The 24,850-nt window shown below is 77.1% G+C and carries 21 protein-coding genes; 11 read left to right on the forward strand and 10 right to left on the reverse strand.

Annotated features, from left to right (window positions below; genetic code table 11):
- Window positions 1-61: 61 nt before the first annotated feature.
- On the forward strand, window positions 62-685 hold the full coding sequence (locus ABD994_RS03215; protein WP_345410952.1) for a class I SAM-dependent methyltransferase: 624 nt from the start codon (window positions 62-64) through the stop codon (window positions 683-685).
- Between the two features lie 318 nt (window positions 686-1,003).
- A complete protein-coding gene (gene mihF, locus ABD994_RS03220) occupies window positions 1,004-1,315 on the forward strand; it encodes an integration host factor, actinobacterial type (protein ID WP_274203977.1) in 312 nt (103 codons plus the stop codon).
- A 73-nt stretch (window positions 1,316-1,388) separates the two neighbouring features.
- Here mihF and ABD994_RS03225 read toward each other — a convergent pair whose 3' ends face one another.
- The gene (locus ABD994_RS03225; protein WP_345410953.1) at window positions 1,389-2,195 is read right to left on the reverse strand and encodes a hypothetical protein; all 807 of its coding nucleotides are present in this window, start codon (window positions 2,193-2,195) and stop codon (window positions 1,389-1,391) included.
- 571 nt (window positions 2,196-2,766) lie between these two features.
- On the opposite strand from ABD994_RS03225, the gene ABD994_RS03230 reads away from it, so the two are divergent.
- The 4 genes from ABD994_RS03230 to ABD994_RS03245 all read left to right on the forward strand — a co-directional run bounded on the left by ABD994_RS03230 (window position 2,767) and on the right by ABD994_RS03245 (window position 8,795).
- A complete protein-coding gene (locus ABD994_RS03230; protein ID WP_345410954.1) occupies window positions 2,767-3,513 on the forward strand; it encodes a pyridoxamine 5'-phosphate oxidase family protein in 747 nt (248 codons plus the stop codon).
- Entirely contained in the window at window positions 3,510-4,562 is a 1,053-nt protein-coding gene (locus ABD994_RS03235) for an MBL fold metallo-hydrolase (RefSeq protein WP_345410955.1), read from the forward strand. Before ABD994_RS03230 ends, ABD994_RS03235 begins: the two co-directional genes overlap by 4 nt.
- Before the next feature lie 130 nt (window positions 4,563-4,692).
- Window positions 4,693-7,203, forward strand: coding sequence for a HelD family protein (locus ABD994_RS03240; RefSeq protein ID WP_425550009.1), 2,511 nt, complete (start codon window positions 4,693-4,695; stop codon window positions 7,201-7,203).
- Between the two features lie 191 nt (window positions 7,204-7,394).
- A complete protein-coding gene (locus ABD994_RS03245; RefSeq protein WP_345410956.1) occupies window positions 7,395-8,795 on the forward strand; it encodes a serine/threonine-protein kinase in 1,401 nt (466 codons plus the stop codon).
- Window positions 8,796-8,802: 7 nt separating this feature from the next.
- Here the strand turns inward: ABD994_RS03245 and eccB are convergent, their stop codons facing one another.
- A complete protein-coding gene (eccB, locus tag ABD994_RS03250) occupies window positions 8,803-10,257 on the reverse strand; it encodes a type VII secretion protein EccB (RefSeq protein ID WP_345410958.1) in 1,455 nt (484 codons plus the stop codon).
- A gap of 99 nt (window positions 10,258-10,356) precedes the next feature.
- Entirely contained in the window at window positions 10,357-10,848 is a 492-nt protein-coding gene (locus ABD994_RS03255) for a hotdog fold domain-containing protein (protein ID WP_345410959.1), read from the reverse strand.
- A gap of 148 nt (window positions 10,849-10,996) precedes the next feature.
- Between ABD994_RS03255 and ABD994_RS03260 the strand changes: the two genes are divergently transcribed.
- Complete coding sequence (locus ABD994_RS03260) at window positions 10,997-11,368, forward strand: DUF2795 domain-containing protein (protein WP_345410960.1); 372 nt, start codon at window positions 10,997-10,999, stop codon at window positions 11,366-11,368.
- Between the two features lie 30 nt (window positions 11,369-11,398).
- On the opposite strand, the gene ABD994_RS03265 is transcribed toward ABD994_RS03260, so the two are convergent.
- A complete protein-coding gene (locus tag ABD994_RS03265) occupies window positions 11,399-11,659 on the reverse strand; it encodes a hypothetical protein (protein WP_345410961.1) in 261 nt (86 codons plus the stop codon).
- Window positions 11,660-11,809: 150 nt separating this feature from the next.
- Between ABD994_RS03265 and ABD994_RS03270 the strand changes: the two genes are divergently transcribed.
- Window positions 11,810-13,114 (forward strand): MFS transporter, encoded by a 1,305-nt coding sequence (locus tag ABD994_RS03270; protein ID WP_345410962.1) that lies wholly within the window; start codon window positions 11,810-11,812, stop codon window positions 13,112-13,114.
- Window positions 13,115-13,189: 75 nt separating this feature from the next.
- Here ABD994_RS03270 and ABD994_RS03275 read toward each other — a convergent pair whose 3' ends face one another.
- Window positions 13,190-15,193 (reverse strand): ArnT family glycosyltransferase, encoded by a 2,004-nt coding sequence (locus tag ABD994_RS03275; RefSeq protein WP_345410964.1) that lies wholly within the window; start codon window positions 15,191-15,193, stop codon window positions 13,190-13,192.
- 204 nt (window positions 15,194-15,397) lie between these two features.
- Between ABD994_RS03275 and ABD994_RS03280 the strand changes: the two genes are divergently transcribed.
- On the forward strand, window positions 15,398-16,738 hold the full coding sequence (locus ABD994_RS03280) for an LCP family protein (RefSeq protein WP_345410965.1): 1,341 nt from the start codon (window positions 15,398-15,400) through the stop codon (window positions 16,736-16,738).
- A gap of 113 nt (window positions 16,739-16,851) precedes the next feature.
- Here ABD994_RS03280 and ABD994_RS03285 read toward each other — a convergent pair whose 3' ends face one another.
- From ABD994_RS03285 to ABD994_RS03295, 3 genes are all read right to left on the reverse strand, one after another.
- Complete coding sequence (locus tag ABD994_RS03285) at window positions 16,852-18,291, reverse strand: S1C family serine protease (protein ID WP_345410966.1); 1,440 nt, start codon at window positions 18,289-18,291, stop codon at window positions 16,852-16,854.
- Window positions 18,292-18,384: 93 nt separating this feature from the next.
- A complete protein-coding gene (locus tag ABD994_RS03290; protein WP_345410968.1) occupies window positions 18,385-18,909 on the reverse strand; it encodes a dihydrofolate reductase family protein in 525 nt (174 codons plus the stop codon).
- A complete protein-coding gene (locus ABD994_RS03295) occupies window positions 18,900-19,766 on the reverse strand; it encodes an alpha/beta fold hydrolase (RefSeq protein WP_345410969.1) in 867 nt (288 codons plus the stop codon). Before ABD994_RS03295 ends, ABD994_RS03290 begins: the two co-directional genes overlap by 10 nt.
- 266 nt (window positions 19,767-20,032) lie before the next feature.
- Between ABD994_RS03295 and ABD994_RS03300 the strand changes: the two genes are divergently transcribed.
- Together ABD994_RS03300 and ABD994_RS03305 are read left to right on the forward strand one after the other, a co-directional pair.
- Window positions 20,033-21,295: a bifunctional glycosyltransferase family 2/GtrA family protein gene (locus ABD994_RS03300; RefSeq protein WP_345410970.1), complete on the forward strand. Its 1,263-nt coding sequence runs from the start codon at window positions 20,033-20,035 to the stop codon at window positions 21,293-21,295.
- Window positions 21,296-21,369: 74 nt separating this feature from the next.
- Complete coding sequence (locus ABD994_RS03305; RefSeq protein ID WP_345410971.1) at window positions 21,370-23,385, forward strand: glycosyltransferase family 39 protein; 2,016 nt, start codon at window positions 21,370-21,372, stop codon at window positions 23,383-23,385.
- Between the two features lie 86 nt (window positions 23,386-23,471).
- Here ABD994_RS03305 and ABD994_RS03310 read toward each other — a convergent pair whose 3' ends face one another.
- Window positions 23,472-24,086 carry a class F sortase gene (locus ABD994_RS03310; protein WP_345410972.1) on the reverse strand — a complete coding sequence of 205 codons (615 nt, stop codon included), beginning with the start codon at window positions 24,084-24,086 and terminating at the stop codon, window positions 23,472-23,474.
- Between the two features lie 76 nt (window positions 24,087-24,162).
- Window positions 24,163-24,828, reverse strand: coding sequence for a hypothetical protein (locus ABD994_RS03315; RefSeq protein WP_345410973.1), 666 nt, complete (start codon window positions 24,826-24,828; stop codon window positions 24,163-24,165).
- Window positions 24,829-24,850 lie beyond the last annotated feature (22 nt).

The raw sequence follows: 24,850 nt of genomic DNA on the forward strand, positions 1-24,850 counted from the left end.
CACCCCGCCGCGCACCCCGCCGCGCCCGCCGCCCCGGTGCGGGCCGTCCCGGAGCTCGCCCATGCCGCCTGAGCCCGACCGTCACGCCTCGCTGTCCGACCGCGCGGTGTTCGCCGCGCAGTTCGTGCGCGCGCCCGTCGCCACCGCCTCGATCTGGCCGAGCAGCACCGCGCTCGCCCGGACGATGGCCGACGCCGCCCTGCGCGGCGCGCCGCCCGACCCGGTGGTGGTCGAGCTCGGCGCCGGCAGCGGGGCGTTCACGGGCCTGCTCGCCGACCGCCTCGCCGGCCACGGCCGCCAGCTCGCCGTCGAGATCAACCCGGTGCTCGCCCACCGGCTGGCCGAGCGCCTGCCGTCGGTGGAGGTCGTCCCCGCCGACGTCGCCGAGCTCCCGACCCTGCTCGCGCTGCGCGGTCTCGCCGCCGCCGACGTGGTGGTCAGCGGCCTGGGCTGGTCGGCCACGCGGCCCGGCCGGGAGGACTCGCTGCTGCCCGTGGTGGCCCGCGCGCTCGGTGACGGCGGGGTGTTCGTGCAGTTCGGCTACACGTGGACGTCCTGGGCGGCGCCGGCGCGCGCGCTGCGCGCGGAGCTCGGCGCCTGCTTCGCCGAGGTCACGACGTCGCCGGTGGTCTGGCGGAACCTCCCGCCCGCGGTCGTCCACCGCGCGGTGGGTCCCCGACGCTGACCGCCCGTCACCGCGGCGGCCCCGCCGCGACGGGAGGAGGTGCACGTGGGTGACGGCGGCCCTCCCCGCGGTCACCGAGGTGCCCCACGCGATCGCCGCGGGGACCGCCGCGACCTGATCCGCCCAGGTCAGGGACGGGTCACCCGTCGCGCTGGTGTACGGTCCCGCAACCATCGGCCCGGACGTCCGGATCGCGGCGCCACCGCGGCGTGGCGTGCGGTTCGACCGAGGAGTCCGTGTGACCGTCTGTGCGACCGGTCCGACCGCCGTCGCGGCCCGCCCGCGACGACCTGCACCACAGAGAGGGGAGACACCGCGATGGCCCTCCCGACGTTGACCCCCGAGCAGCGCGAGGCCGCCCAGGCCAAGTCGCGCGAGGCCCGCCAGGCCCGCTCGGCCCTCCTGGCCGGCATCAAGAGCGGCGACGAGACGATCCCGGCGGTGCTCGACCGGGGCAAGAGCGACCCGATCGCCGGGAAGACGAAGGTCTCCCAGCTCGTCCGGGCGCTGCCCGGCTACGGCCCCGCCAAGGCCGCCGCCGTGCTCGAGCAGGCCGGCATCCCCGAGGACCGGCGCGTCGCCGGCCTCGGATCCCGGCAGCGCGAGGCGCTGGTCAGCGCGCTCGGCTGAGCGCACGCACGACACGGGGCGGGTGGCGATCCTCCGGGATCGCCACCCGCCCCGTCGTGTGTCCGGGCCCGGCTCAGTAGCCGGACGAGCTCCCGTCCGCGTCGCCGTCCGCGTCGGGCGTGACGCGGGACGGTGCCGCCGAGGGCGCCGCCGACGACGCCCCGGTGCCGTCGGCGCGGTGGCGCCCGCCCTGCGGCCGCTCGTCGCGGTCCGGCGCCACCGACGCCGCCGCCGCGGCGGCGGGCGCGCTGCCCGCCGCGAGGTCGGGCGCCGCGATCTGGCCGGTGTCGGTGGTGGTGTCGGCGGCCATCATCGTGCCGCCTCCCACGATCGCGTCGCCGCCGCCGTCGAGGGCGCCGACCAGGGCGAGGGCCCCGGCCGTGCGGGTCGGCAGCGCCACCCGGCGCCGCGGCGCGGGACGACCGCCGACCGCCGGTACCGCGTGCGACGGCGTCAGGGGCGCGATCCCGCTCGGCACGGCCGCGGGGTAGGCCGGGCGCGGGGTGCCGCCCGTGGTGACCCCGTCGAGGGGCTCGTCGGCGGCCGTGCGCGCCACGGGGGCCGCCGTGGCGGGCGAGCTGCCCGTCGCCGGGAACGCCGAGCGGCGCTCCTTGGCCGCCGCGAGCGCGATGGCGGCGAGGTCGAGCGGCGAGGTGTGGGGGTCGTGCGCGCGCCGTGCGCCGTCGGACCGCCGCGAGCGCGCCCGCGGCAGGGGGCCCGACGGGTGCGCCTCGGTGAGCCCCTGGCGGGGCAGGAGGGGGCCGGGCGGGTCGGCCACGGCGGTGGCGGTGGCGGTGGTGGCCCGGGCGGTCGGGATCGCCGGGTCGGGGCTGGCGGGAGGCGTCGCCGCTCGGGCGGGCGCCGCTCGGTGTCGAGCCATGCGCGGTCTCCGTCGCGCCGCCGCGTCGACCTGGCCGAGGGGGAGCGAACCAGGTGCCGGGCCGCCGGTGGGGAGTCCGGCGCCCGACGTTCTCGGCCTGCCCACGCTGGGTTCGGGGGCCGCGCTCGCCGGGCAGGCCCGGGCGGGACGAACGCGGGTCCGGCACCAGCTGCACGGGTGTCCGGACGGCAGCCACACTAGGGACCGGGGGAAGCCCCCCGGGCTCCCCGGTCACCCGCCGCGGTGGCGGGCGCACGCAGCGACACCGGGGGTTCGGGCTGCTCAGGCCACCCGCCCCGGGTCACGACGCCGCCGCGCGGAGGTCTCGGCCCGATCACGGCGTGACGCACGTCACAGTGAAGTGCGGCTGTTCGGAGCACGGTCCACTGCGCGACCTGCGCGAGCGGTTGCTCCGGGTGAGCGTCGCGGTACGCAGCGGGCTCGACACAGCTCGGACGAGAGCGTTACATCGGGTTCGTCCCCCGACCGACGTGACCCCGCGTGCTCCCCCACCCATGCTCGCGCGGCCACGCCGACCCGGCGGCCCGCCACGGCCGCGAGAGAGGCGTCGATGACCGACCGGGTGCCCGATCCCCGTCCCGATCGACCCGGCTCCGCCGGCGAGCACGCCCTCCAGGAGGCGCTCGGCACCGCGGCGCGGGCGCAGCGCTTCCACGACGACCAGACCTGCGACGTGCTCGTCCCGTCGATGCGGGAGTTCATCGCGCGGATGACGATGGCGTTCGTGGCGACGTCCGACGCCGGCGGCGAGTGCGACTCGACGCTGCGGGCCGGCCCGCCCGGGTTCCTGCGGGTGCTCGACGAGCGGCACATGGCCTGGCCGGAGTACCGGGGCAACGGGGTCATGGCGAGCCTGGGCAACATCAGCGAGAACCCGCACGTCGGGCTGCTGATGGTCGACTTCACCGACGAGCTCATCGGCCTGCACGTCAACGGCTCGGCCCGCCTCGTCGAGGACGCGGACCTGCGCCGCGAGCACCCGGACCTGCCGGTGGAGACCGTGCCCGGGCGCCGCGCGGAGATGTGGGTGGAGGTCACGGTCGAGGAGGCCTACGTCCACTGCCGCAAGCACATCCCGCGGCTCGTCCCGGTCGACCGCACGCGCGACTGGGGCACCGACGACGTGCGCCGCAAGGGCGGCGACCACTTCGGGGTGGCCGCCGCGCGGCGTGCCGCCGCGGACGCCGAGGCCGCCGCGCCGGGCGGGCGTGACGCCGGGGGTGACGAGGACGACCGCACCGGCGACGCCCCCCGACGTGCGGCGACGGCGGGCGCAGGGGCATCCTCCGGGGAGTGATCACCGACCGGCACGCGTGGAGCCGTCCCGAGCTCGAGACGGTCGCCCCGGGTGTCCACCGCCTGCCGCTGCCCCTGCCCAACGACGCGCTGCGGGCGGTCAACGTCTACGTGCTCGTGCCGCCGGACGGCGACGGGGAGCTCACCCTCGTCGACGGCGGCTGGGCGATCGACACGTCGCGCGACCAGCTGCGCCGGCTGCTCGGCGGGATCGGCGCCGAGCCCGGCGACGTGCGGCGCTTCCTCGTCACCCACGTCCACCGCGACCACTACAGCCAGGCCGTCGCCCTGCGCCGCGCCCACGGCGGCCGGGTGGCGCTGGGCGCGGGCGAGGCGGAGTCGCTGCAGCGGGTGCGCGGGCGCGACACCGGACTGGACGCGCAGGTGGTCGCCCTGGAGCGGGCCGGCGCGCCCGAGCTGGCCGCCACGATCCGGCGCTGGCTCGAGGAGGCCGAGCCGCCGCCGCAGGAGGACTTCGCCGACCCCGACGAGTGGCTCACCGACGGGCAGGCGCTGGACGCGGGCGGGCGCCGGCTGGTGGTCCGCGAGACCCCGGGCCACACCCGCGGGCACGTGGTGTTCGTCGACGAGACGCCCGGGGTGGCGTCGATGCTCTACGCGGGTGACCACGTGCTGCCCCACATCACGCCCTCGATCGGCTTCGAGCCGGCCGCGACGCCCGGCGCGCTGTCCCGCTACCTGACGTCGCTGGCCGCGGTGCGCGCCGAGCCCGACCGCCTGCTGCTGCCCGCGCACGGCCCGGTGGCGCCGAGCGTCCACGCCCGCGTCGACGAGCTGCTGGCCCACCACGAGCAGCGCCTCGACGAGATCGCCGGGGGCGTCGAGCGCGGGCTGACGACGGCCGCCGAGGTCGCCGAGGCCCTGCGCTGGACCCGCCGCGAGCTCCGTCTCGACGAGATGGAGCCGTTCAACCGGATGCTGGCGGTGCTGGAGACCGAGGCCCACCTCGAGGTGCTCGCGGCGCAGGGCCGCGTGCGGCGTGACGGGGAGTCCGACGGCACGACCGTCGTGCGGAACGCGCCCGCCTGACGGGATCGCCGTCCGGACGACGGCCTCGCACGCGGGACACCGGCGGGGGACGCCGGGCCGCTCCGGCGCCACGGGGTGACCGCCCGTCGGTGTGAGGACGGCACGTCGTCGGGGTGCGGCGCTACCGTGGATGGTCGTCCCGGCACACCGGCGCCGGACCGTCCCGCTGGGGAAGGCCTGCGTGACCCGTACGTCCTCGTCCACCGAGCCCGCTGCCGACCCCGCCCGCAGCGCCCGTCCCGCCGCCCTCGCCGAGGGCGACGACGCCGCCGCCGACCCGGTGGCCGCCGAGCAGCCCTACGTGGCGATGCTCTACGGCAAGCTCGACGAGCGCCGCACCGAGACGGCGGCCCTGCTCGCCCGGGTGCTGCGCGAGGAGACGACGGGCACGCCGCAGGCGGTCTCCGAGCGCGACGCCGCCGCCCAGATGTACTCCGAGCAGCTCGCGACGCTCTCGGCCGTCGAGAACGGCCTGTGCTTCGGCCGGCTCGACCTCGACCCGGACCGCCCGCCGCCCCCGCCGGTCGACGGCGAGCCCGGGCCGATCGACGGGCTCGACCAGGACGTCCTCTACGTCGGGCGCCTCGGCCTGCTCGACGACGAGCACGACTACGAGCCGCTGCTGATCGACTGGCGGGCCCCGGCCGCCCGGCCGTACTACACGGCCACCGCGGCGTCGCCCGACGGCGTGCGCCGGCGCCGCCACATCCGCTCGCGCAGCCGCCGCGTCACCGCCGTCGACGACGAGATCCTCGACCTCGAGGAGGCCGCGCGGCTCGGCGCGAGCGTCACCCAGCGCACCGGGCTGACCGGCGAGGCCGTGCTGCTGGCGGCCCTGTCGGCCGGGCGCACCGGCCGGATGGGCGACATCGTCGCCACCATCCAGGGCGAGCAGGACCGCGTCATCCGCTCCAGCGCCAACGGCGTCGTCGTGGTGGAGGGCGGGCCGGGCACCGGCAAGACCGCCGTCGCGCTGCACCGCGCGGCGTACCTGCTCTACACCCACCGGCGGCAGCTGGCCCGCCGCGGCGTGCTCGTCGTCGGCCCGAACCCGACGTTCCTGCGCTACATCGAGCAGGTCCTGCCCTCCCTCGGCGAGACCAGCGTGCTGCTCTCGACCGTCGGTGAGCTCTACCCCGGCCTCGCCGCGCACCGCCACGAGCCGGCGGCGGCCGCGGCGCTGAAGGGCCGCACCGAGATGACCAAGGTGCTCTCCACCGCGGTGCGCGACCGCCAGGAGCTGCCGCGGCGGCCGATCCGGCTCGTCGTCGACGGCGAGCCGGTGGTGCTCGACCGCGACCTCGTGGCGCAGGCCCGCACCCGCGCGCGCCGCACCCGCCGGCCGCACAACGACGCCAAGAGGACGTTCATCCGCGAGGCGGTCGACCAGCTCGCCCGCCGGGAGGTCGACCGGGTGGGCCGTGACCTCGACGGGCGCAGCAACCTGCTCGACCGCGGCGACCTCGCCGACGTCCGCGCCGGCCTGCGCGCCGACCCGGACCTGCGGGCGGCGCTCGACGCCCTGTGGCCCACCCTGACACCGCCGCAGCTGCTGGCCGAGCTCTACACCGACGACCGTCGCCTGCGCGCGGTCACCCGTGGGTGGAGCGACTCCGATCGCGCGCTGCTGGCGCGGGCCGGCGGGCCGCCCGAGGACCTGCTCGACGGCTCCTGGTGGAGCCCGGCGGACGCGGTGCTGCTCGACGAGGTCGCCGAGCTGCTGGGCGAGGACGACACCGCCGCCCGCGAGGCCGAGGAGCGCAAGCGGGAGGCCGACGAGGCCTACGCGGCGGGGGTGCTCGAGATCCTCGCGATGGAGGAGGACTGGGACCCCGAGCTGCTGCGGCCCACCGACGTCGTCGACGCCAGCGTCCTGGCCGACCGCACCCGCGAGGCCACCTACGCCTCGGCCGCCGAGCGCGCCGCCGACGACCGCACCTGGACGTTCGGGCACGTCATCGTCGACGAGGCGCAGGAGCTCTCGCCGATGGCCTGGCGGGTGCTCATGCGCCGCTGCCCCAGCCGGTCGATGACGCTCGTGGGCGACGTGGCCCAGACCGGCGCGCGCGGCGGGGCGTCGTCGTGGGGCGAGGTGCTCTCGCCCTACGTGGCGTCGCGCTGGCGCCGCGAGGTGCTGACGGTCAACTACCGCACGCCCGCGGAGATCATGGCGGTCGCCGCCGACGTCCTCGCCGCGATCGACCCGTCGGCCACACCCCCGGACTCGGTGCGCGAGTCCGGGATCGCGCCCACGGCCGTGGCCGTTGACGAGGCCGCGCTCGTCACCGAGGCGGCGGCGCGGGCGCGGGCGGCCCGCGCGGACGTCGTCGACGCCGAGGGCGCCGGCCGCGTGGCGGTCCTGGCCCCCGGCGAGCGGGTCGACGCGCTGGCCGCGGCGCTGGGCGGCGGTGCCGGGCCGGGTGCCGAGGTGGACCTGGAGTCCGAGGTCGTCGTCAGCGAGGTCGCCGACGCGAAGGGCCTCGAGTTCGACGCCGTCGTCCTCGTCGACCCGGCCGGGATCGTCGACGCCTCGCCCCGCGGGCTCAACGACCTCTACGTGGCCCTGACCCGTGCCACCCGGTCGTTGGTGGTCGTGCACCCGGACGCCCTACCGGCCGTGCTCGATCGTCTGAGCGGGTAACGCCGCAACCCCGCGGGTCGAACCACCGGGCAGGGGCCGCCCGTGTTCTCCACGGGGGACGTCACCGAGATCGGTGACGACCACGACCGGCAACCCGCCGTTCGGGCGACGCGCCGCTCGGGACGTCACGCAGACGAGGGACCCGTCGTCAGGGATGATCGGGGCCGACCCCACGGGAGGAGGGCGGGCTGTTGAGCACCGACACCGGTCCGCCCGCGACGGTGGGCGGCCGCTACACCGTCGGCGACCTCATCGGTCGCGGCGGGGCGGCGGACGTCTTCCGGGCCCGTGACGAGCTCCTGGGCCGCGACGTGGCCATCAAGATGTTCAACGCCGCCGGCTCCGCCGTGGCGAGCGACGCGTCGCCGGGCGACCCGGCGGACCCCGCCGAGAAGATCGGCGACATCGAGGAGGGCCAGGAGGCCCGCCACCGCCGCGAGGTGCTCACGCTCGCCGGGCTGTCGCACCCCGGGCTGGTCACGGTCTACGACGTCGGTGACGAGGACGGCCGCGCCTACTTCGTCATGCAGCTCATCGAGGGCGACACGCTCGCCCAGCGCGTGCGGGCGGGCCCGCTGCCGGTGGTCGACGTCGTCGCCCTGGGCGCGGCCCTGGCCGACGCCCTGGCCTACGTGCACCGCCGCGGTGTCGTGCACCGCGACGTCAAGCCCGGCAACGTCCTGCTCGACGCCGAGGGCCGCGCCCACCTGTCCGACTTCGGCATCGCCGCGGTCCACGACGCCGCCCCGGTCACCGCGGCCGGCATGGTCATCGGCACCGCGTCGTACCTCAGTCCCGAGCAGGTCCGCGGCGAGCCGATCGACGGCGCGGTCGACATCTACGCGCTGGGCCTCGTGCTCATCGAGTGCCTCACCGGTCGTCGCGAGTACCCCGGCAACGCCCTCGAGGCCGCCGTCGCCCGCCTGCACCGCCGTCCCGTCGTGCCCACCGGCCTGCCGGTGGGCCTCGAGGCGCTGCTCACGGCCATGACCGCCGACGATCCCGGTGACCGCCCGACCGCCGAGGAGGTCGTGGCCGCGCTGCGCGGGGTGTCCCGCGAGGTCGGCATGGAGGCCGAGACCGTCCTGTCGCCGGTGCTCATGACCGCGCCGACCGCGGTGGTCGGCGGGTCGGGGCCCCTCGCCGCCCAGCCGGTCGCCACGCTCGCCCCGGAGCTGACGCCCACCGGCGCGTCCCCGCTCGCCCGCCCCGAGCCCGTGGTCGGCCGCCGCCGGCGCCGCCTCGCCGCGGCCCGCGCCGCCGCCGCCGCCGTGCTGCTCGTCGCCGGCTCGGCCGTCGCGTACGCGGTGCTCTCCGACGACCGGCCGCTGCCGCCGCCGGTGCCGTCGGCCACCCTCGCCCCGCCCCCGCCGCCGCTGCCCGTCGCCCCGCAGGTCACCACGACGCAGGACCGGACCGAGGAGGCGACCGCGCCCCGCACGCGGCGCACCACCACGACGACGCGGCGCACGACCACCACGACGACCACGACCACCACCACGACCGTGCCGCCCCCCGTGGTCGTGCCGCCGGTGGTGGAGCCCCCGACCACGACGACCACGACGACGCTGGGGAACCGCCGCCAGCCCTGACGTGGGGTCAGCCCCCCGCGGGCAGCGGGGTCAGCGCGTCGGCGATCGAGAGCACCGGCCCGGCCGGGAGCAGGCCGACCACCGCCTGCGGGGCCGGCGGGAACGCCGTGCCGAGGCCGAGCGTCTCCGCGGTCCCCGGGTCGGGAACGGCCGAGGCGGTCCCGGAACCGGACACGACGATCGGGCTCCCGGGCGCGTCCGGACGCCCGGCCGGGACCGCCCGCACGGTGACGCCGGACCCCGGCACGGCAACGGCGTCCACCCGCTCGCCGGAGCCGTCGGCCTGGGCGAGCGTCGTCGGGGGCGTCGTGGTGGCCGGCGGGTCGGTGCCGACGGTGAGCACGACGGGGCCGCCGCCCTCGGCGCTGGCGCAGGTCGTGGGCGCGTCGGCCATCGGGACGGGTGCCGGCACCGGGTCGGGGTAGGCACCGACGGCGATGCCGCGGGCCGTGCCCAGCGGGCGCAGCTGGCCCGGCGAGACGACCGGCACCGGAGCCTGCGCGCGGGCCGGGTCGGGGTCGGAGAGCCGCACCAGCCGGGCGACGACCTCGGGCACCTCCTGCACGCCCTCGCGCTGGACGACGTACCAGCGGTCCGGGGTGCCGGGCCCGACGAGCCGCACGACGCCGCCCACCGGCTCGCCGACCAGGGGCCCGGTCGGCGGCGGCTCGCCGCGGCCGGGGATCGCCGGCGCGACGATCGGCGGGCCCTCGGGCAGCGTGTTGAGCAGGCTCGTGCTCACCGGGCGCGGGAGCTGCCCGGTGAGGCCGAAGGCGAGGACGACCGCGGGGTCGCGCAGGTCCAGCCGGGAGCGGACCCCGTCGTGCACCAGCCAGGTGCCGAGGAAGCGGTCGCGCAGCAGGAGCCCGCGGCCGGGGTCGAGCGGGCGGGCGGGGACGGCCGGGCCGGCCAGCACCGTCGTCCACACCCGCGGCTGCTCCCACGGGCGGGCGGCGCCGGGCTGGGGGCTGCCGGTGTCGCACACCGACCAGACCGGCGGCACCGGCGCGCCCGCCGGCGGCAGCGGGGGCGCGTCGACGATGCCGACCCCGCGCTCGCGGGGGGCGGTCGCCAGCTCGGCCTCGCCCACCTCGACGGGGGTGGGGTCACCGGCGGTGCCGCCCGCCGCGGCGAGCCCGGCGAGCACCAGGCGGGCGGACGCGAGGTTGGGCACGGGCACCAGGCGGTCCGGATCGTGGATCACCACGTAGAGCGCGCCGGAGCCCTCGGCCACCACCACGCCGGCGCTGCGCCAGTCGGCCGGCCCGTCCAGCAGCCCCCACACCGTGGCGACGCCGAGCGCCAGCGCGGCGATCAGCACCCCGGCGAGCGTGGCCCGGCCCTGCGCGCGCACCCGGTCCGCGCCCGGCACCGGCTGCCGCCCGACCAGCGCGGACTGCAGCCGGCGCAGCCCGAAGCGGTGGGCGTGGACCTGGTCGGAGGTCGTGGTCGGCGGTGCCATGTCGTCGCGGATCGTGGCACGCGACGCCGGTCCGGGGTGGCCCTTCGGGAGCAGCGAACGGCGCGTTCGCTGCTTCTCGGCGTCGGAACGCCGGGTCGATCAGGCCGCGATCGCCGTGCGGGCGGGGCGCGGGGAGATGCGCAGCGTGATCGTCGCGTGCACGACCTCGGTCCCGTGGGCGTCGGTCAGCGTGACCTCGGCGTCGACGTCCTCGCGCGCGTCCGAGAACGCCGGCGGCTCGGGGAAGGTCGCGACGGCGAGCAGGTCGGTCTCGGCCTTTGCGAGGTACTGCACGCTCATGCCGCGCGGGATCCACCGGTGCGACGACGGCACGGTCGCCTCGGCGAGCACGCCCATCGCGTACTCGGCGAGGTTGCAGGACGCGATCGCGTGCACCGTGCCGAGGTGGTTGTGCACCAGCCACCAGTTGCGCAGCGACACCTCGGCGCGGCCCGGTTCGAGGCGGCGGATGACCGGCGCGGCGGTGAGGAAGTACGGCGCGCGCAGCCACACGGCCGCGCTGACCAGCAGGCGGCCCGGCCACGAGCCGGAGAAGCGGCGCCACGTGCCCAGCACGCTCGGAGTGCTCACGCCGCAGAGGTTACCGGGCGGTAGCAACCCCTCCGGAATGGTGCAGAGTTGCACGATCGTGGACGCACCGGTGACGCCCCGGATTGACGAACGAGCGTTCGGGGCACTCCTGTACTGCGCGACCAGGCGCTCCCCCCGGAGGACACCGATGACCGCACACCTCGACCGGCCCGGCCCGTCCGCCGCCGATCTCGCCGGCCTCCCGGAGCGCCTCGCCGCCGTGCTCGGCGACCTCGTGTTCCCCGCGCACCGCTGGCAGGTGCTCACCGCGGCCGAGATGTACGGCGTCGACACCGTCTCGCGCGGCCTGCTCGAGCGCCTGCCCGAACGTCGCTACCAGGGGCTCGGCGAGGTCGCGGGCGTGCTCGCCGCGGTCCTCACGGGCCGCCCCGTCGCCGCCGTCGGCCACCTGGGTCCGCGGCGCACCCCGCGCGTCGTCGCCAACCGCCGCCCCGCAGCGGTCGCGCCGGCCGCGCGCCAGGTGGTGCGGGGACCGGCGCCGCGGACGCCGGTCGCCTGACCCAGGCGTCCCCGGGTCGGACGGCGGTCGTTACCCGACGGCCTGCTCCTCGAGGTCGAAGGCGTCGTCGCCCACCCACACGCGCAGGCCCTCGCCGTCGTCGCTGATCGCGCCCTCCTCCTCCTCGGAGAGCTCGCGGGCGGCGCCGAGCGAACGCTCGTCGTAGGCGACGCGCCCGTCGCCCAGATCCCGCGGCCGGTACTCCGACGCGAGCACCGCCGTCCGACTGCGCGTGGCGAGGAACGCCGCGTTCTCCGCCCCGACTTCCGCGACCCACCGCTGCTTGCGCACACGTGGGGAGTACTCGACGGCGCCGGTCGGGGCAACAACCGGTCGCCCGGTGGCACATGCTGCCGCGGGCACCCGTGCCGGAAATGCCTGGACCCCGACCCCGGTCGGCGGCCTACGGTGCCCCGCGGACCGGGGAGGAGGTCGACGACGATGCCCGCGCTGCCCCGCGCGCTGCGCCCGCTCCGCCGTTCCGCCTACCGGCGCCTCGCCACCGCCCTCGCGCTCTCGGTGCTCGCCGAGGGTCTGTGGACGCTCGCGGTGGTCTGGCAGGTCGTCGAGCTCGGCGGTGGGCCGACGGAGCTGTCGCTGGTGTCCGGGGCGCTCGCGCTCGGGGTCGTCGTCACGGCCCTGGCCGGCGGCGTGCTCGCCGACCGCGTGCCGCAGAAGCGCATCCTCGCCGGCGTCCACACCGTCCTCGCGCTGTCGATCGGCGCCGTGGCCGCGCTGTCGGCGGTCGGGGCGCTGGGGGTGCCGCTGCTGATCGTCGTGGCGGGCGTGATCGGGCTGTCGATGGGGCTGTTCTTCCCGGCGTACTCGGCGCTGGTGCCCGCCCTGGTCGACGACGACGAGCTGCTCGCGGTCAACGGACTCGAGGGCGTCGTGCGCCCGGTGCTGCTGCAGGGCGCGGGGCCGGCGCTCGCGGGCGCGCTCGTCGCCGCGATCTCGCCCGCGGCCGCGCTCGCCGCCACCGCGGTGACGTGCGCGGCGGCGCTCGTCGCGGTGCTCGCGCTGCCCGCCCGTCCCCTGCGTCGCGACCTGTCGGGCGAGGTGCGGGGCCACCCGGTCGCGGCCGTCGCGCGCGACCTCGTCGAGGGCTTCCGGTACGTGCTCACCACCCGTTGGCTGCTCGTGACGCTGCTCTTCGCGTCGCTGATGATCCTGCTGGTGCTCGGGCCGCTCGAGGTGCTCGTGCCCTTCGCGATCATCGAGCGGACCGGCGGCGGGCCCGGCGGGCACTCGCTCGTGCTGCTCGCCCACGGCGCGGGCGGGGCGATCGCGTCGGTCCTCGTGTCGTCGCTGCGTCTCCCGCGGCGCTACCTCACGGTGATGATCAGCATGTGGACCGCGGCGTGCGTGCCGATGGTCGTGTTCGGTCTCGTCGACACCCTGTGGCCGATGGTGGTCGCCGGGTTCGTCGTCGGCGGGCTGTTCAGCGCGCCCCAGGTGATCTGGGGGACGCTGCTGCAGCGCCGCGTCCCGCCCGCGCTGCTCGGGCGCGTCACGAGCCTCGACTTCTTCGTCTCGCTCGCGTTCATGCCGGTGTCGATGGCGCTGGCGGGGCCGGTCAGCGAGGTCGTCGGGCTGACGCCGGTGTTCCTCGCCGCAGGCCTGGTGCCGGTGGTGTTCGGGGCCGCGGCGTTGCTCCTCGGCCGCCTCGGTCCGGACGAGCTCGCCCACCCCCTCGACGCCACCGCGCCCGGGGACGCGCCGGTGTCGGAGCCCCGCGCGGCCTGAGACCTCGCGGCGCCCAACCCACGGGTTACTGGCTGGTATCGCTCGCCAGGCGAGCGATACCAGCCAGTAACCGGCTCAGGAGGTGGGCTGGGTCAGGTCGTAGACCGTGGTCCCGCCGATCGTGGTGGCCGTGTAGTGCGCGGCGACCCACGCGCGGATCTGGGTGCCGACGCCGTCCTGCCCGCCACCGGGGCCCCCGCGGCCCGGGCCGCCCTGGCCGCCGTCGACGAAGTAGTGGACGTCGCCGGCGGCGACGTAGGCCTGGAACTGCGCGAGGCTCGGCGCCGCGTCGGAGCCGGTGAACCCGCCGATGGCCATCACCGCGGAGCCGCTCGCGAGCTCGAGGCCCGACGCGCCCTGCGCCGACACCGTCGCCGCCGCCCAGCGCGTCGTCGAGGCCCGGAGCAGGGCGGTGAGCTCGCTCGACGTGGTCGCGGGACCCGCACCCCCGCCCGGCGGCATCGCGCCCGCCGGGGGCCGCCCGCCGCCGGGACCGCCGGAGCCGACCGGGCCGCCGGGGCCCATCTCCTGCCCCGTCGTGGGTCCGGCGCTGACGATCGAGCCCTGGTGGGCCGTCGCCGCCGTCTGCAGCGCGTAGGCGGTCGCGCCGCCCGCCCCGGCCAGCAGGGCGCCGAGGAGCAGCACGGGCACCACCCACCGGCCGAGGCCCCGGCGCCACGGCGCCGGCACCAGCAGCGCCACCGCGACGACGACGCCCGCGACCGCCACGACCCAGCGCAGCCAGGGCAGGAACTCCGGCGTGCGGCGCAGCAGCACCACGCTCCAGCCCGCGGTCGCCGCGACCATCAGCGCGAGCGTCGCGTCGGCGGCGAGCACCCCGCGCCGGCGCCACACCTCGCGGCCCCCGACCACCAGCGTCCCGACCAGCCCGGGAGCCAGGGCCACGGCGTAGTACGGGTGGATGGTGCCGCCCATGTAGCTGAACACGAGCCCGGTGACCAGCAGCCACCCGCCCCACAGGACGAGGCCCGCGCGGGCGCGGTCGGTGCGCGGGGCGCGGCGCGTGAGCCACAGGCCGGCGACCAGCGCGACGAGCGCGGCCGGCAGCAGCCAGCTGATCTGGCCGCCGAAGGCGTCGTTGACCATCCGCCCGAGCCCGGTGCTGCCGCCGAAGCCGGTGCCCCCGCCGCCGTCACCGCCCGGACCGCCCCCGCCGCCGTTGCCCTCGCCCCCGAGGATGCGGCCCAGGCCGTTGTAGCCGAGGACCAGGTCGAGCAGCGTGTTGTCCGTCGAGCCGCCGATGTACGGGCGGGCCTCGGCGGGCCAGCGGTCGACCAGCAGCACGTACCAGCCGACCGACACCACGAGCGCCGCCGCACCCGCCGCGAGCTGGGCGAGACGGCGCCGCAGCGGGGCGGCGGAGGCCAGCAGGAGCACCGCGACGAGCGCCGGGAGCACCAGGAAGGCCTGCATCATCTTCGTCAGGAAGCCCAGCCCGATCAGCGTCCCCGCGGCGACCGTCCACCACGTGCCGGCCCGCGCCGCCCCGGCGTCGACGGCACGGACCACCGCGTAGGCCGCCGCGACGAGCGTCAGCACCAGCAGCGCGTCCGGGTTGTTGAAGCGGAACATCAGCACCGCCACCGGCGTCAGCGCCAGCGCGGCCCCGGCCAGGAGCCCCGCGCCCGGCCCCGCCCAGCGCCGCACCGCGGCGTAGAGCAGCCCGACGGACCCGACGCCCATGAGCGCCTGCGGGACGAGCATCGACCAGGTGCTGAACCCGAAGATCCGCCCCGAGAGGCCCATGACCCACAGCGCCGCCGGGGGCTTGTCGACGGTGATGAAGTTCGACGCGTCCAGCGAGCCGAACAGCCACGCCTTCCACGACTGCGTCCCGGCCTGCACGGCCGCGGCGTAGTAGGTGTTGGCGTCGCCGGAGGCGCCCAGGTCCCACAGGTACAGCAGCGCCGTCGCGGCGAGCAGGGCGAGCAGGGCGGGCCGGACCCAGCGGGGGTCGGCGACGCGGCCGCGCGCGACCGTCGCCGGGCGGACCGTGGTCGGTGGGGCCGCGTGGCGGGGCATCCGCAGCTCGGTCGTCGGAGCGTCGTGGACCGTCATGGTCACGACGGTGGTGGCGACGGCTGTCGGGCCCGTGGGCCGTGCTTGTGTGCCGCCTGTGAGCGCCGGGCCGCCCCTGACACCGGTGCCACGCCTCCGGGATCCGCCCGCCCGGTCGCTGTCGAGGGTCCGGACGGGTGTTACCTGGTGAGATGCCCTGCACTGGGAGGTGACGGGGGGTCCCGGACCGGGAACGCTGGACCCGTGATCGGTTCCTGGGTGCGCTCGCGGCGTGTGCGGTGGGTCGCACGCCTCGCCGTGGGCGCGCTCTCGGTGGCCGTGATCGCCGTCTCGGCGCTCGGGTGGGTCCAGCTGCGCACGCTGGATCGATCCACGCCGGCCGCCGCCGTCATCGACGGGCCCGCCCCGCCGCCGACCGGGGAGCAGAACATCCTGCTGGTCGGCCTCGACAACCGCACCGACGCCCAGGGCAACCCGCTGCCCGAGGACGTGCTGGCCGCCCTGAACGCGGGCGCGGGCGACTCGGGCGGCGGCACGGCCGATTCGCTGACGGTCGTCCACGTGCCCGCGGGCGGGGGCCGGGCCACCGCCATCTCGATCCCGCGCGACTCCTACGTCGACCTCGGGCAGGGGCTGGGCCGCCACAAGATCAATTCGGCGTGGTCGCGGGCGGCGGCGCAGGCCACCGACGCGATCACCGGCTCCGGCCCGACCGGCACCACGAGCCTGTTCGCCGCGGAGGCCGCCGGCTCGCGGGCGCCGAACGACCCCGCCGTCGTGCGCGCCGCCTCCGCGGCCGGCGCCCGCGCCACGATCGGCGCGGTGCAGCAGCTCACCGGCCTGCCGATCTCGCACTTCGCCGCGGTCAACCTCGCGGGCTTCGCCGACGTCAGCGCCGCCATCGGCGGTGTGCCGGTGTGCCTGCGGGCGCCCGTGCAGGACTCCTACACCGGGCTCGCGCTGCCCGGCGGCCCCCAGCTCGTCAGCGGCGTGCAGGCGCTCGCCTTCGTCCGCCAGCGCCACGGACTGCCGAACGGCGACCTCGACCGCATCTCCCGCCAGCAGGTGTTCCTCGCCGGCGCGACGGCGAAGCTGCTCTCGACGGGCACGCTCACCGATCCGTTCGCCGTCGCCGACATCGCGCGGGCGGTCTCCCGCTCGGTGACGCTCGACGCGGGCTGGGACGTGCTCGGCTTCGCCCGCCAGATGCAGGGCCTCTCCACCGGTGCGGTCACCTTCCGGACCATCCCGACCGGGTCCACGGACCTCGGCACCCCCGACGACGGCACCGCGGTGCAGGTCGACCCCCGTGGCGTGCGCGCCTTCGTCGGCACCGCGATCGCCGCCGACGCCGGCAACCCCGCCGCCCTCGCGGCGCTCGTCCCGCCGCCCTCGATCGGGTCCTCCGACGCGTCCGTGACCAGCGGCCAGGACCGCCTCGTGTCGTCGTCCGACGAGGAGGACGGCGACGGCCAGGACAGCGAGGAGGGCGAGGACTCGCCGGAGTCGTCGACGTCCACCCCGACGCCGCCGGTGTCCCGGACGCCCCCGATCACCGCCGCGGCGCCCGGCTGCGTCAACTGACGCACGCGGTGCCGCCGCTCGCCCACCCGCCGGGGACACGAACGGCGCCCTCGCTGCTTCCGTAGCAGCGAGGGCGCCGTTCGTTCCGTCGGTGGCGGGGTGAGGGGTGCGGGTTAGCTCGAGCGCTCCGAGCCCAGGGTCACGGGGACCGGGCGGGGCTGGCCGTTGCCGGAGGTGACGGTCAGCGTCACCTGCGCGCCCGGCGGCTGGGAGCGGATCGCGGCGACGAGGCTGTCGGCGTCGGGGATGACGCGGTCGTTGACGCGGGTCACGACGTCGCCCTGCTGGAGCCCGGCGGCCGCGGCCGGGCCGCCCGGCGTGATCTGGCCGAGCGTGGCGCCGCCCGGGCCGTCGGCGACGCTGACGCCGAGCACCGCGCGGGTGGCGAAGCCCTGGCTGACGAGCTCGTTGCCGATGCGCGAGGCCTGGTTGATCGGGATGGCGAAGCCGAGGCCGATCGACCCGGACTGGCCGCCCTGCCCGCCCTGCGACCCGCCGAGCGACGCGATCGCGGAGGTGATGCCGATGACGCGGCCCTGCATGTCGACGAGCGCGCCGCCGGAGTTGCCGGGGTTGATCGCGGCGTCGGTCTGGACGGCGTCGAGCACGGTCGCCTGACCGCTCTGCGCGCCGCCGCTCGCGACCGGGCGCTGCAGGGCGCTGACGATGCCGGTGGTCACCGTGCCGGACAGGCCCAGCGGCGACCCGACGGCCACGACCTCCTGGCCGACCTGCAGCTGCGACGAGTCCCCGATGGTCGCCGGGGTCAGCCCGGAGACGCCCTGGGCCCGGACGACGGCGAGGTCGGCGCTCGTGTCGGTGCCGACGACCTGCACGGGTGCGCGGTTGCCGTTCTGGAACACCGCGGTCAGGCCCTGCTGGCCGCCCTGCTGGCCGCCCTGCTGGCCGCCCTGCTGGCCGCCCTGCCCGCCCTCGCCGAACGGCGACTGCTGCTGCTGGGCCTGGCCTGCCTCCAGCACGTGGGCGTTGGTGAGGATGAGGCCGTCCGCCGAGATGATCACGCCGGAGCCCTCGCCGGAGGGGCCGACGAGCTGGACGACGCTCGGCAGGACGGTGTCGGCGACCTGCTCCACCGAACCGGCCGGGGCCGCGGACGCGGGGGCCTGACCGGAGCCGGTGGGCGCCGACGACAGCACCGAGGTGCCGCCACCCGCACCGCCCGACGAGGCGGCCTCGTAGCCCACGGCGCCGCCGACGCCGCCGGCGACGAGCATCGCGTCGAGCCCGCCCGCGACGAGCGCGACCGGGCGGCGACGGCGCGGGCCGGGCGGCGGCACCTCGAACGCGCCGGACGGGCCGGGCGTGCCGGGCGGTCCGGGCGGCCCGGCGGGTGCGTCGTCCCGGGGCGGGTAGCGGTGCCAGGGGTCGTCGGGCACCGGGCCGCCGTGCTGGCCGGGGGCGCCGAGGCCGGAGCCGTAGGGCGCCGTGGGGTAGCCGCCGGACCGCTCCCCCGCGGGACCGTGGGGGATCGTCCCGGCGCCGGACCCGTGACGTGCCGGGTCGGTGGGGGAGGAGGGGCTGCTGTCGCTCACGCCGTCCAGGGTCGGACCGCGAACTGTGGCGGTGCTGCGCCGTTCCTGCGCGGTTGCTGAGAGGTGGCCAGGAACCTGCACCGAACCGGACGTTCAGGACACGATGCGGTACCAGTGGGCGGTCTCGCCCGGCAGCGGCTCGAGCCGGACGCGACCGCCGGGGCGCCGCGGGAACATCCGTGTCCCCTCGCCGAGCAGCACCGGGGCGACGAGCACGAGGATCTCGTCGAGCAGCCCGGCCTCGAGGCACTGCATCGCCACGTCGGCGCCGAGGACGTTGACGTCCCGGTCGCCCGCGAGCTCCCGGGCCCGGGCGACGGCGGTCGTCAGGTCGGTGACGAACTCGACGCCCGCGACCGGATCGGCCGGCGGGCGGTGGGTCAGCACCACCGCGGGACCGTCGTACTCGCCGCCGAAGGCGCCTTCGGCGGCGGTGCCGGCGTTCGGGTCGTCACCGTCGAAGGTGACCCGGCCGACGAGCAGGGCGCCGGTGCGGGCGAGCACCCGATCGGCGACCTCGTCCTCCCCGCCGAGGTGCTCGGTCAGCCACGACATGTCCCCGCCCGGTCCGGCCATGAAGCCGTCGAGCGACGTGGTCGCGGAGTAGATCAGCGCCATCCGGTGGCTCCCGCGGCGTCGGTGTGCTGGGCGAGCAGGGCGTCGACGAGACGGTCCCACGCCGGCTCGGGCGGCAGCTGGTGACCCATGCCCTCGATCTCGAGCAGGCGGGCGCCCGGGATCGCCGCGGCGAGCGCGCGGCCGTGCTCGACCGGGAACAGCGGGTCGGCGGTGCCGTGGACGACGAGCACGGACAGGCCGGCCAGCGCGCGCAGGTCGGTGCGCGGGGGCGGGACGAAGTCCGCCAGGAAGTGGTTGCCGGCGGCGGCGAGGTCGTGGCTGCGCGCGACGACCCGCGTCGCGATCCGGCGCAGGCGCGCCTCGTCGAAGCCCGGGCCCGCGAAGGGACGCTCGGCCTCGACGAGGACGGTGACCGCGGTGTCCGGGTCGGCCGGGTCGGGGGCCGGGGCGTCCTGCGCGAACGCCGCGGCGGTCGAGGGGTCCGGCCCGGGGAGGTCGCCGACCGTGGGGTCGACGGGGCTGGTGGCGACGAGCGTCAGGGCGGCGACGCGCTCGGGGTGGGAGAGGGCGAGGCACTGCGCGATCCCGCCGCCCATCGACAGCCCCACCAGGTGCGCCCGCGCGACCCCGAGGGCGTCGAGCACCGCGATCGCGTCCGCGCGCAGGTCGGCGCCGGTGTAGCCCGGGGCGCCCGCGGGCCAGGTGGTCGACGCGCCGGTGTCGCGCGGGTCGTAGCGGATGACGCGCAGGCCGCGCGCGACGAGCAGCGCGCACAGGTCGTCGTCCCACCAGTCCCTCGACCAGCCGCCCCCGCCGAGCAGCAGCAGGGCGGGCGCGTCGGGCGGGCCGAGCACCTCGACGGCGAGACGGCTGCCGTCCGGGACCTCGATCTCCACGTGCCGCTCCTTCCGGTTGCGATCTGCAACCGGTAGCCAAGCAGAAGTGCTTGCTGGGTGCAACCAGCCCGCACAGCTCGCGCACAGGTGGCGTCCAGCGACGGGACAGCCCGGCGGACGACCGTGCCGGCCGTGGCCCCTGCGCGACCTGCTCCCGCCGTCCGGGCGTCCGTGTCGTGACCGACCCCACGTCCCGCGTCCGCGGACACAGCGCCTCCACAGGTCCGGCACACGAGCCCTCCACGCCGCGGCCCGAACCTTCGATCATGACCGCAGCGACCCCGCTCCGCGCCCCCGCCACCACCCGCCTCCCGATCGAGGCGACCGGGGGCGCCGTGCTCGACGTCGTCGTCCCCGTGTTCGACGAGGAGCGCGACCTCGGCCCGTGCGTGCGACGGCTGCACCGCCACCTCACCGACGAGTTCCCCTACGCCTTCCGCATCACGATCGCCGACAACGCGAGCACCGACGGCACGCTGGCCGTCGCGCACCGGCTCGCGGCGGAGTTCGCCGAGGTCGGGGTCGTCCACCTCGACGAGAAGGGCCGCGGGCGGGCACTACACGCGGTGTGGTCGGCGTCCGACGCCCCGGTCCTCGCCTACACCGACGTCGACCTCTCCACCGACCTCAACGCCCTGCTCCCGCTGGTGGCTCCGCTGATCTCCGGGCACTCCGACCTCGCCATCGGGTCCCGGCTCGCGCCGGCGTCGCGGGTGGTGCGCGGGGTGAAGCGGGAGGTGATCTCCCGCTGCTACAACGTGCTGCTGCGCGGCACGCTGCGGGCGCGGTTCTCCGACGCCCAGTGCGGGTTCAAGGCCATCCGCGCGGACGTGGCGCACCGGCTGCTGCCGCTGGTGGAGGACACCGGCTGGTTCTTCGACACCGAGCTGCTGGTGCTCGCCGAGCGCTCGGGGCTGCGCATCCACGAGGTGCCCGTCGACTGGGTCGACGACCCGGACTCGCGCGTCGACGTCATCGCCACCGCGGTCGCTGACCTCAAGGGCGTGGTCCGGGTCGGGCGGGCCCTCGCGACCGGGGCGCTCCCCGTCGCGCGACTGCGGGAGGAGTTCGGGCGTGAACCGCTCGCCGCGGAGCCGTCGCCGGACGAGATGGCCGGCGTGACCCCGGGCCTGACCGGGCAGGTGGTGCGCTTCGCCGCCATCGGCGTCGTCTCGACCTTGGCTTTCCTGCTGCTCTACACGCTGTTCCGCGGCGTGCTGGGCCCGCAGCCGTCCAACCTCCTCGCGCTGGTGATCACCGCGATCGCCAACACCGCGGCCAACCGCCGCCTGACCTTCGGCGTCCGCGGCCGCCGCCACGCCGGGCGCAGCCAGGTCGAGGGGCTGGTGGTGTTCGGCCTGGGGCTGGTGCTGACGTCGGGCTCCCTGGCCCTGCTCGGCGTCCTCGCCCCGGCCGCGAGCCACGCGGTCGAGCTGGCGGTGCTGGTCGTCGCCAACCTCGTCGCGACCCTCCTGCGCTTCGTCGCCTACCGCGCCTGGGTCTTCCACCCCCGCCGCCAGCGCGCGTGAGGGGATGTCAGCGAAGTGCCGTCGCTGACGCTCAGCGTCCGTATCCGTACTTCGATCAAGGAACCGGAGCGCCGATGACCACCGCGACCGACCCCGACGTGGTCGCCCCACCGACACCGCCGAGTCCGCCGGGCCCGCCCCCGCGCACGCCGTGGGTGCGCCGCGCCTGGCGCGGTCGGGCCGACGATCCCCGCTGGGTGCGCCCGGCCCTGCTCGGGCTGCTCGGCGCGACCGCGGTGACCTACCTCTGGGACCTCGGCGCCACCGGCTACGGCAACACCTTCTACGCCGCCGCCGTGCAGGCCGGGACGCAGTCCCCGAAAGCGTGGCTGTTCGGCGCGCTCGACGCCAACGCGCTGATCACCGTCGACAAGCCGCCGGCGTCGCTGTGGGTCATGGCCCTGTCCGGGCGCCTCTTCGGGTTCGGGCCGTGGTCGCTGCTCGTGCCGCAGGCGCTGATGGGCGTGGCGACGGTCGGCCTGGTCTACCTGACCGCGCGGCGCTGGTCGGGCCCGCGCACCGCCCTGGCCGCCGGGGCGCTGTTCGCCGCCACGCCGGTGGCGGTGCTGATGTTCAAGTTCGACAACCCCGACGCGATGCTCGTGCTGACCATGGTCGCCGCGGCCTACGCGACGGCCCGCGCGGTCGACGCCGCCGGCCGCCGCGCCGGCACCTGGTGGCTCGTGGGCGCGGGCGCGCTCGTGGGCCTCGGGTTCCTGACCAAGCAGCTGCAGGTCATGCTGGTCGTGCCCGCGCTCGCCCTCGTGGTCCTCGTCGCGGCACCGTCCACGCTGCGCCGCCGGATCGGCGACCTCGTCGCCGGCGGGCTCGGGATCGTCGTCGCGGCCGGCTGGTACGTCGCGCTCGTCGACCTCTGGCCGGCGTCGTCGCGGCCCTACATCGGCGGCTCGACGGACAACTCGCTGCTCCAGCTCGCCCTGGGCTACAACGGTCTCGGCCGCATCGTCGGCCGCGAGCGCGGGGGTGGCCCCCCGGGAGGGTTCCCGGGCGGACCCGGCGGACCGGGCGGCCCCGGCGGCTTCGGTGGCGCGCCCGGGGTCTCGCGGCTGTTCACGGCCGAGTTCTCCGCCAACGCCTCGTGGCTGCTCCCGGCCGCGCTGGTGCTGCTCGTCGCCGGTCTGTGGGCGCTGCGGCGGGACCCCCGCACCGACCGCACCCGCGCGCTGCTGGTGCTCGGCGGCGCGTGGACGCTGGTGCACGCCGTGGTGTTCAGCGCCATGAGCGGCACGATCCACCCGTACTACACGCTCGCGATGGCGCCGGGGATCGCGCTGACGGTGGCCGCGGGCGCCGCGGTGCTGTGGCGGGCGAGGGCCGCGGGGTGGGCGCGGGGGGTGCTCGCCGGCGTCGTCGCCGGTACCGCGGTGTGGAGCGCCGTCGTGCTCACCCAGCACGACGAGCTGCTCGGGCTCCGCTGGGTGCTGCTCGTCGCCGGCCTGCTCGGGACGCTCGCGCTGGTCGTCCCACCCGCACGGTGGGGCCGGGTGGCGACGGTCGGGGTGCTGGCCGCGCTCGTCGCGGTGCTCGGCGCCTCGACGGCCGTCGCCGCGCAGACCGCCGTCACCCCGCACCACGGGTCGATCGTCGGCGCCGGCGCGGAGAGCTCGTCGGGCCGCGGCGGGGCGCCGGCCGGCCGCCGCGACGGCACGCGGGACGGCTCCCGCGGTGGTCCCGGGGGTGGCCCGGAGGGCGAGACCCCGTCACCGCAGCTCGTCGCCCTCGTGCGGGGTGCGGGCACGCGCTGGGCCGCGGCGACCACGGGCGCCATGAGCCAGGCGCCGCTGCAGCTCGCGACCGGCGTGCCGGTGATGGCGCTGGGCGGCTTCGCGGGCAGCGACCCGGCGCCGACGCTCGCCGCGTTCCAGGCCGACGTCGCCGCCGGCCAGGTCCGCTACTACGTCGAGGGCGGCGGTCCCGGGGGCGGGATGCCGGGCGGCCCCGTCGCCGGTCGCTCCGGCGGGCCGGGGTCGCGGGGCACCGCGGGAGCGATCCACACCTGGGTCATCCAGCACTTCACACCGATCGACGTCGGTGGGCGGACCGTGTACGACCTGGCCGCTCCCCGCTGAACCGCCGGCGCCGCCGGTGGCCCCGCGAGGGCCGCGCGGACCCCACCCCCCGGGACCGCGCGGCCCTCGCCCCGGGCCCCGAGGGGTCAGGGCGCGCGGTAGGCCGAGACGAGGTGCGCGTAGACGACGATGTTGTCCTCGTAGCTGCGCTTGCGCTCGTCGAACACGCCGCCGCAGGTGATGAGGCGCAGCTGGCTGTCCGGTGTCGGCCCGTAGACCGCCTCGGTGGGGAAGGCGTCCTTGACGACCTGGTCGACGCGGTCGACGGCGAAGACGGCGGTGGTGCCGTCGTCGCGGTGGACCTCGACGGTGTCGCCCGCCGCCATCCGCCCGATGTGGACGAACGCGCCCTGATCGCCGCGGTAGTTGACGTGCGCCGCGAGCACGGCCGGGCCGACCTCGCCGGGGCTGGCGCTGCGCTGGTACCAGCCGACCGTCGACGCGCTGCGCGGCACGTCGAGCGAGTTGTCGTCGCGCAGGTCGAGGCTCGTGGTGTCGTCGGTGGAGAGCCCGATCGACGGCGCGTCGATGCCGGTGATCGTCGACGCCGGCAGCGGCACGGGCACGGCCACGCGCTCGGCGGCCGGCAGCGAGTGGGCGCGCGGCCCGTCCGCGGCCTCGTCGCCGCTCCCGCTGACGAACGCCACCAGCACGCCGACGGCGAGGACGGCGAGGACGAACGCGGTGAGGCGGCCGGTCACCCGGTCGAGGATGCCCCTCCGCCGCGGCGAGGCCCCGGAGGGTGCCTCCGTCGGCGTTTCGGTCGGCGCCGCCACGTCAGACGGTCTCCCGCCGCGCGGCCACGAGCTGGCCGCCGCGCACGACGCCGGCGGCCGCCCCGATGCCGGCGATCGCCAGGAAGATCACTTCGCCGGGCGTCGGGCCGCTGTCCGAGCCGTCGCCGGCCGCGACGCCGCCGACGGGGTAGCCGGTGTAGTAGCGCACGCCGCCGACTCCGTACTCGCACGCGCGGCCGTCGTTGTCGCCGTCGAGGTTGTTCGGGTCCGACGGGTCCGCGAGCAGCACGGCCTGGGCGTCGGCCGGGTCGGCGAAGTCCCAGCAGTTGAGGTCGTGGATGTAGCTCGGGACGACGTAGTGGTAGTACGGGCTGCCGGGGCCGTAGTACACCGGCGGCACGTACGGGTGGTAGTTGCGCACCGCGTCGTCGTAGTCCGAGCGGTTCGTGTGCGGGTTCGACGTCGACGGCGTCGTCGTCGACGACGAGGTGGGCGGGGTCGTCTGGCCCACGCCCGGCACGGTGCCGCCGGTGACGCCCCCGAGCAGGCCGGACAGCCCGTCGACCAGGCCGCCGAGCAGGCCGCCGAGCCCGCCGTCCGACGAGCTGCTCGAGGAGGAGCCGCCGTCGTCGCCCTCGTCGGCCAGCGCGACCCCCGCCGTGGAGATCGTCCCCGCCGCCACCAGCCCGATCAGCGCACTCGCCATGCGCCGACGCCCGTTCGCCATG

The sequence above is a fragment of the Actinomycetospora chlora genome, from assembly GCF_039542135.1.
Lineage (GTDB): Bacteria > Actinomycetota > Actinomycetes > Mycobacteriales > Pseudonocardiaceae > Actinomycetospora > Actinomycetospora chlora.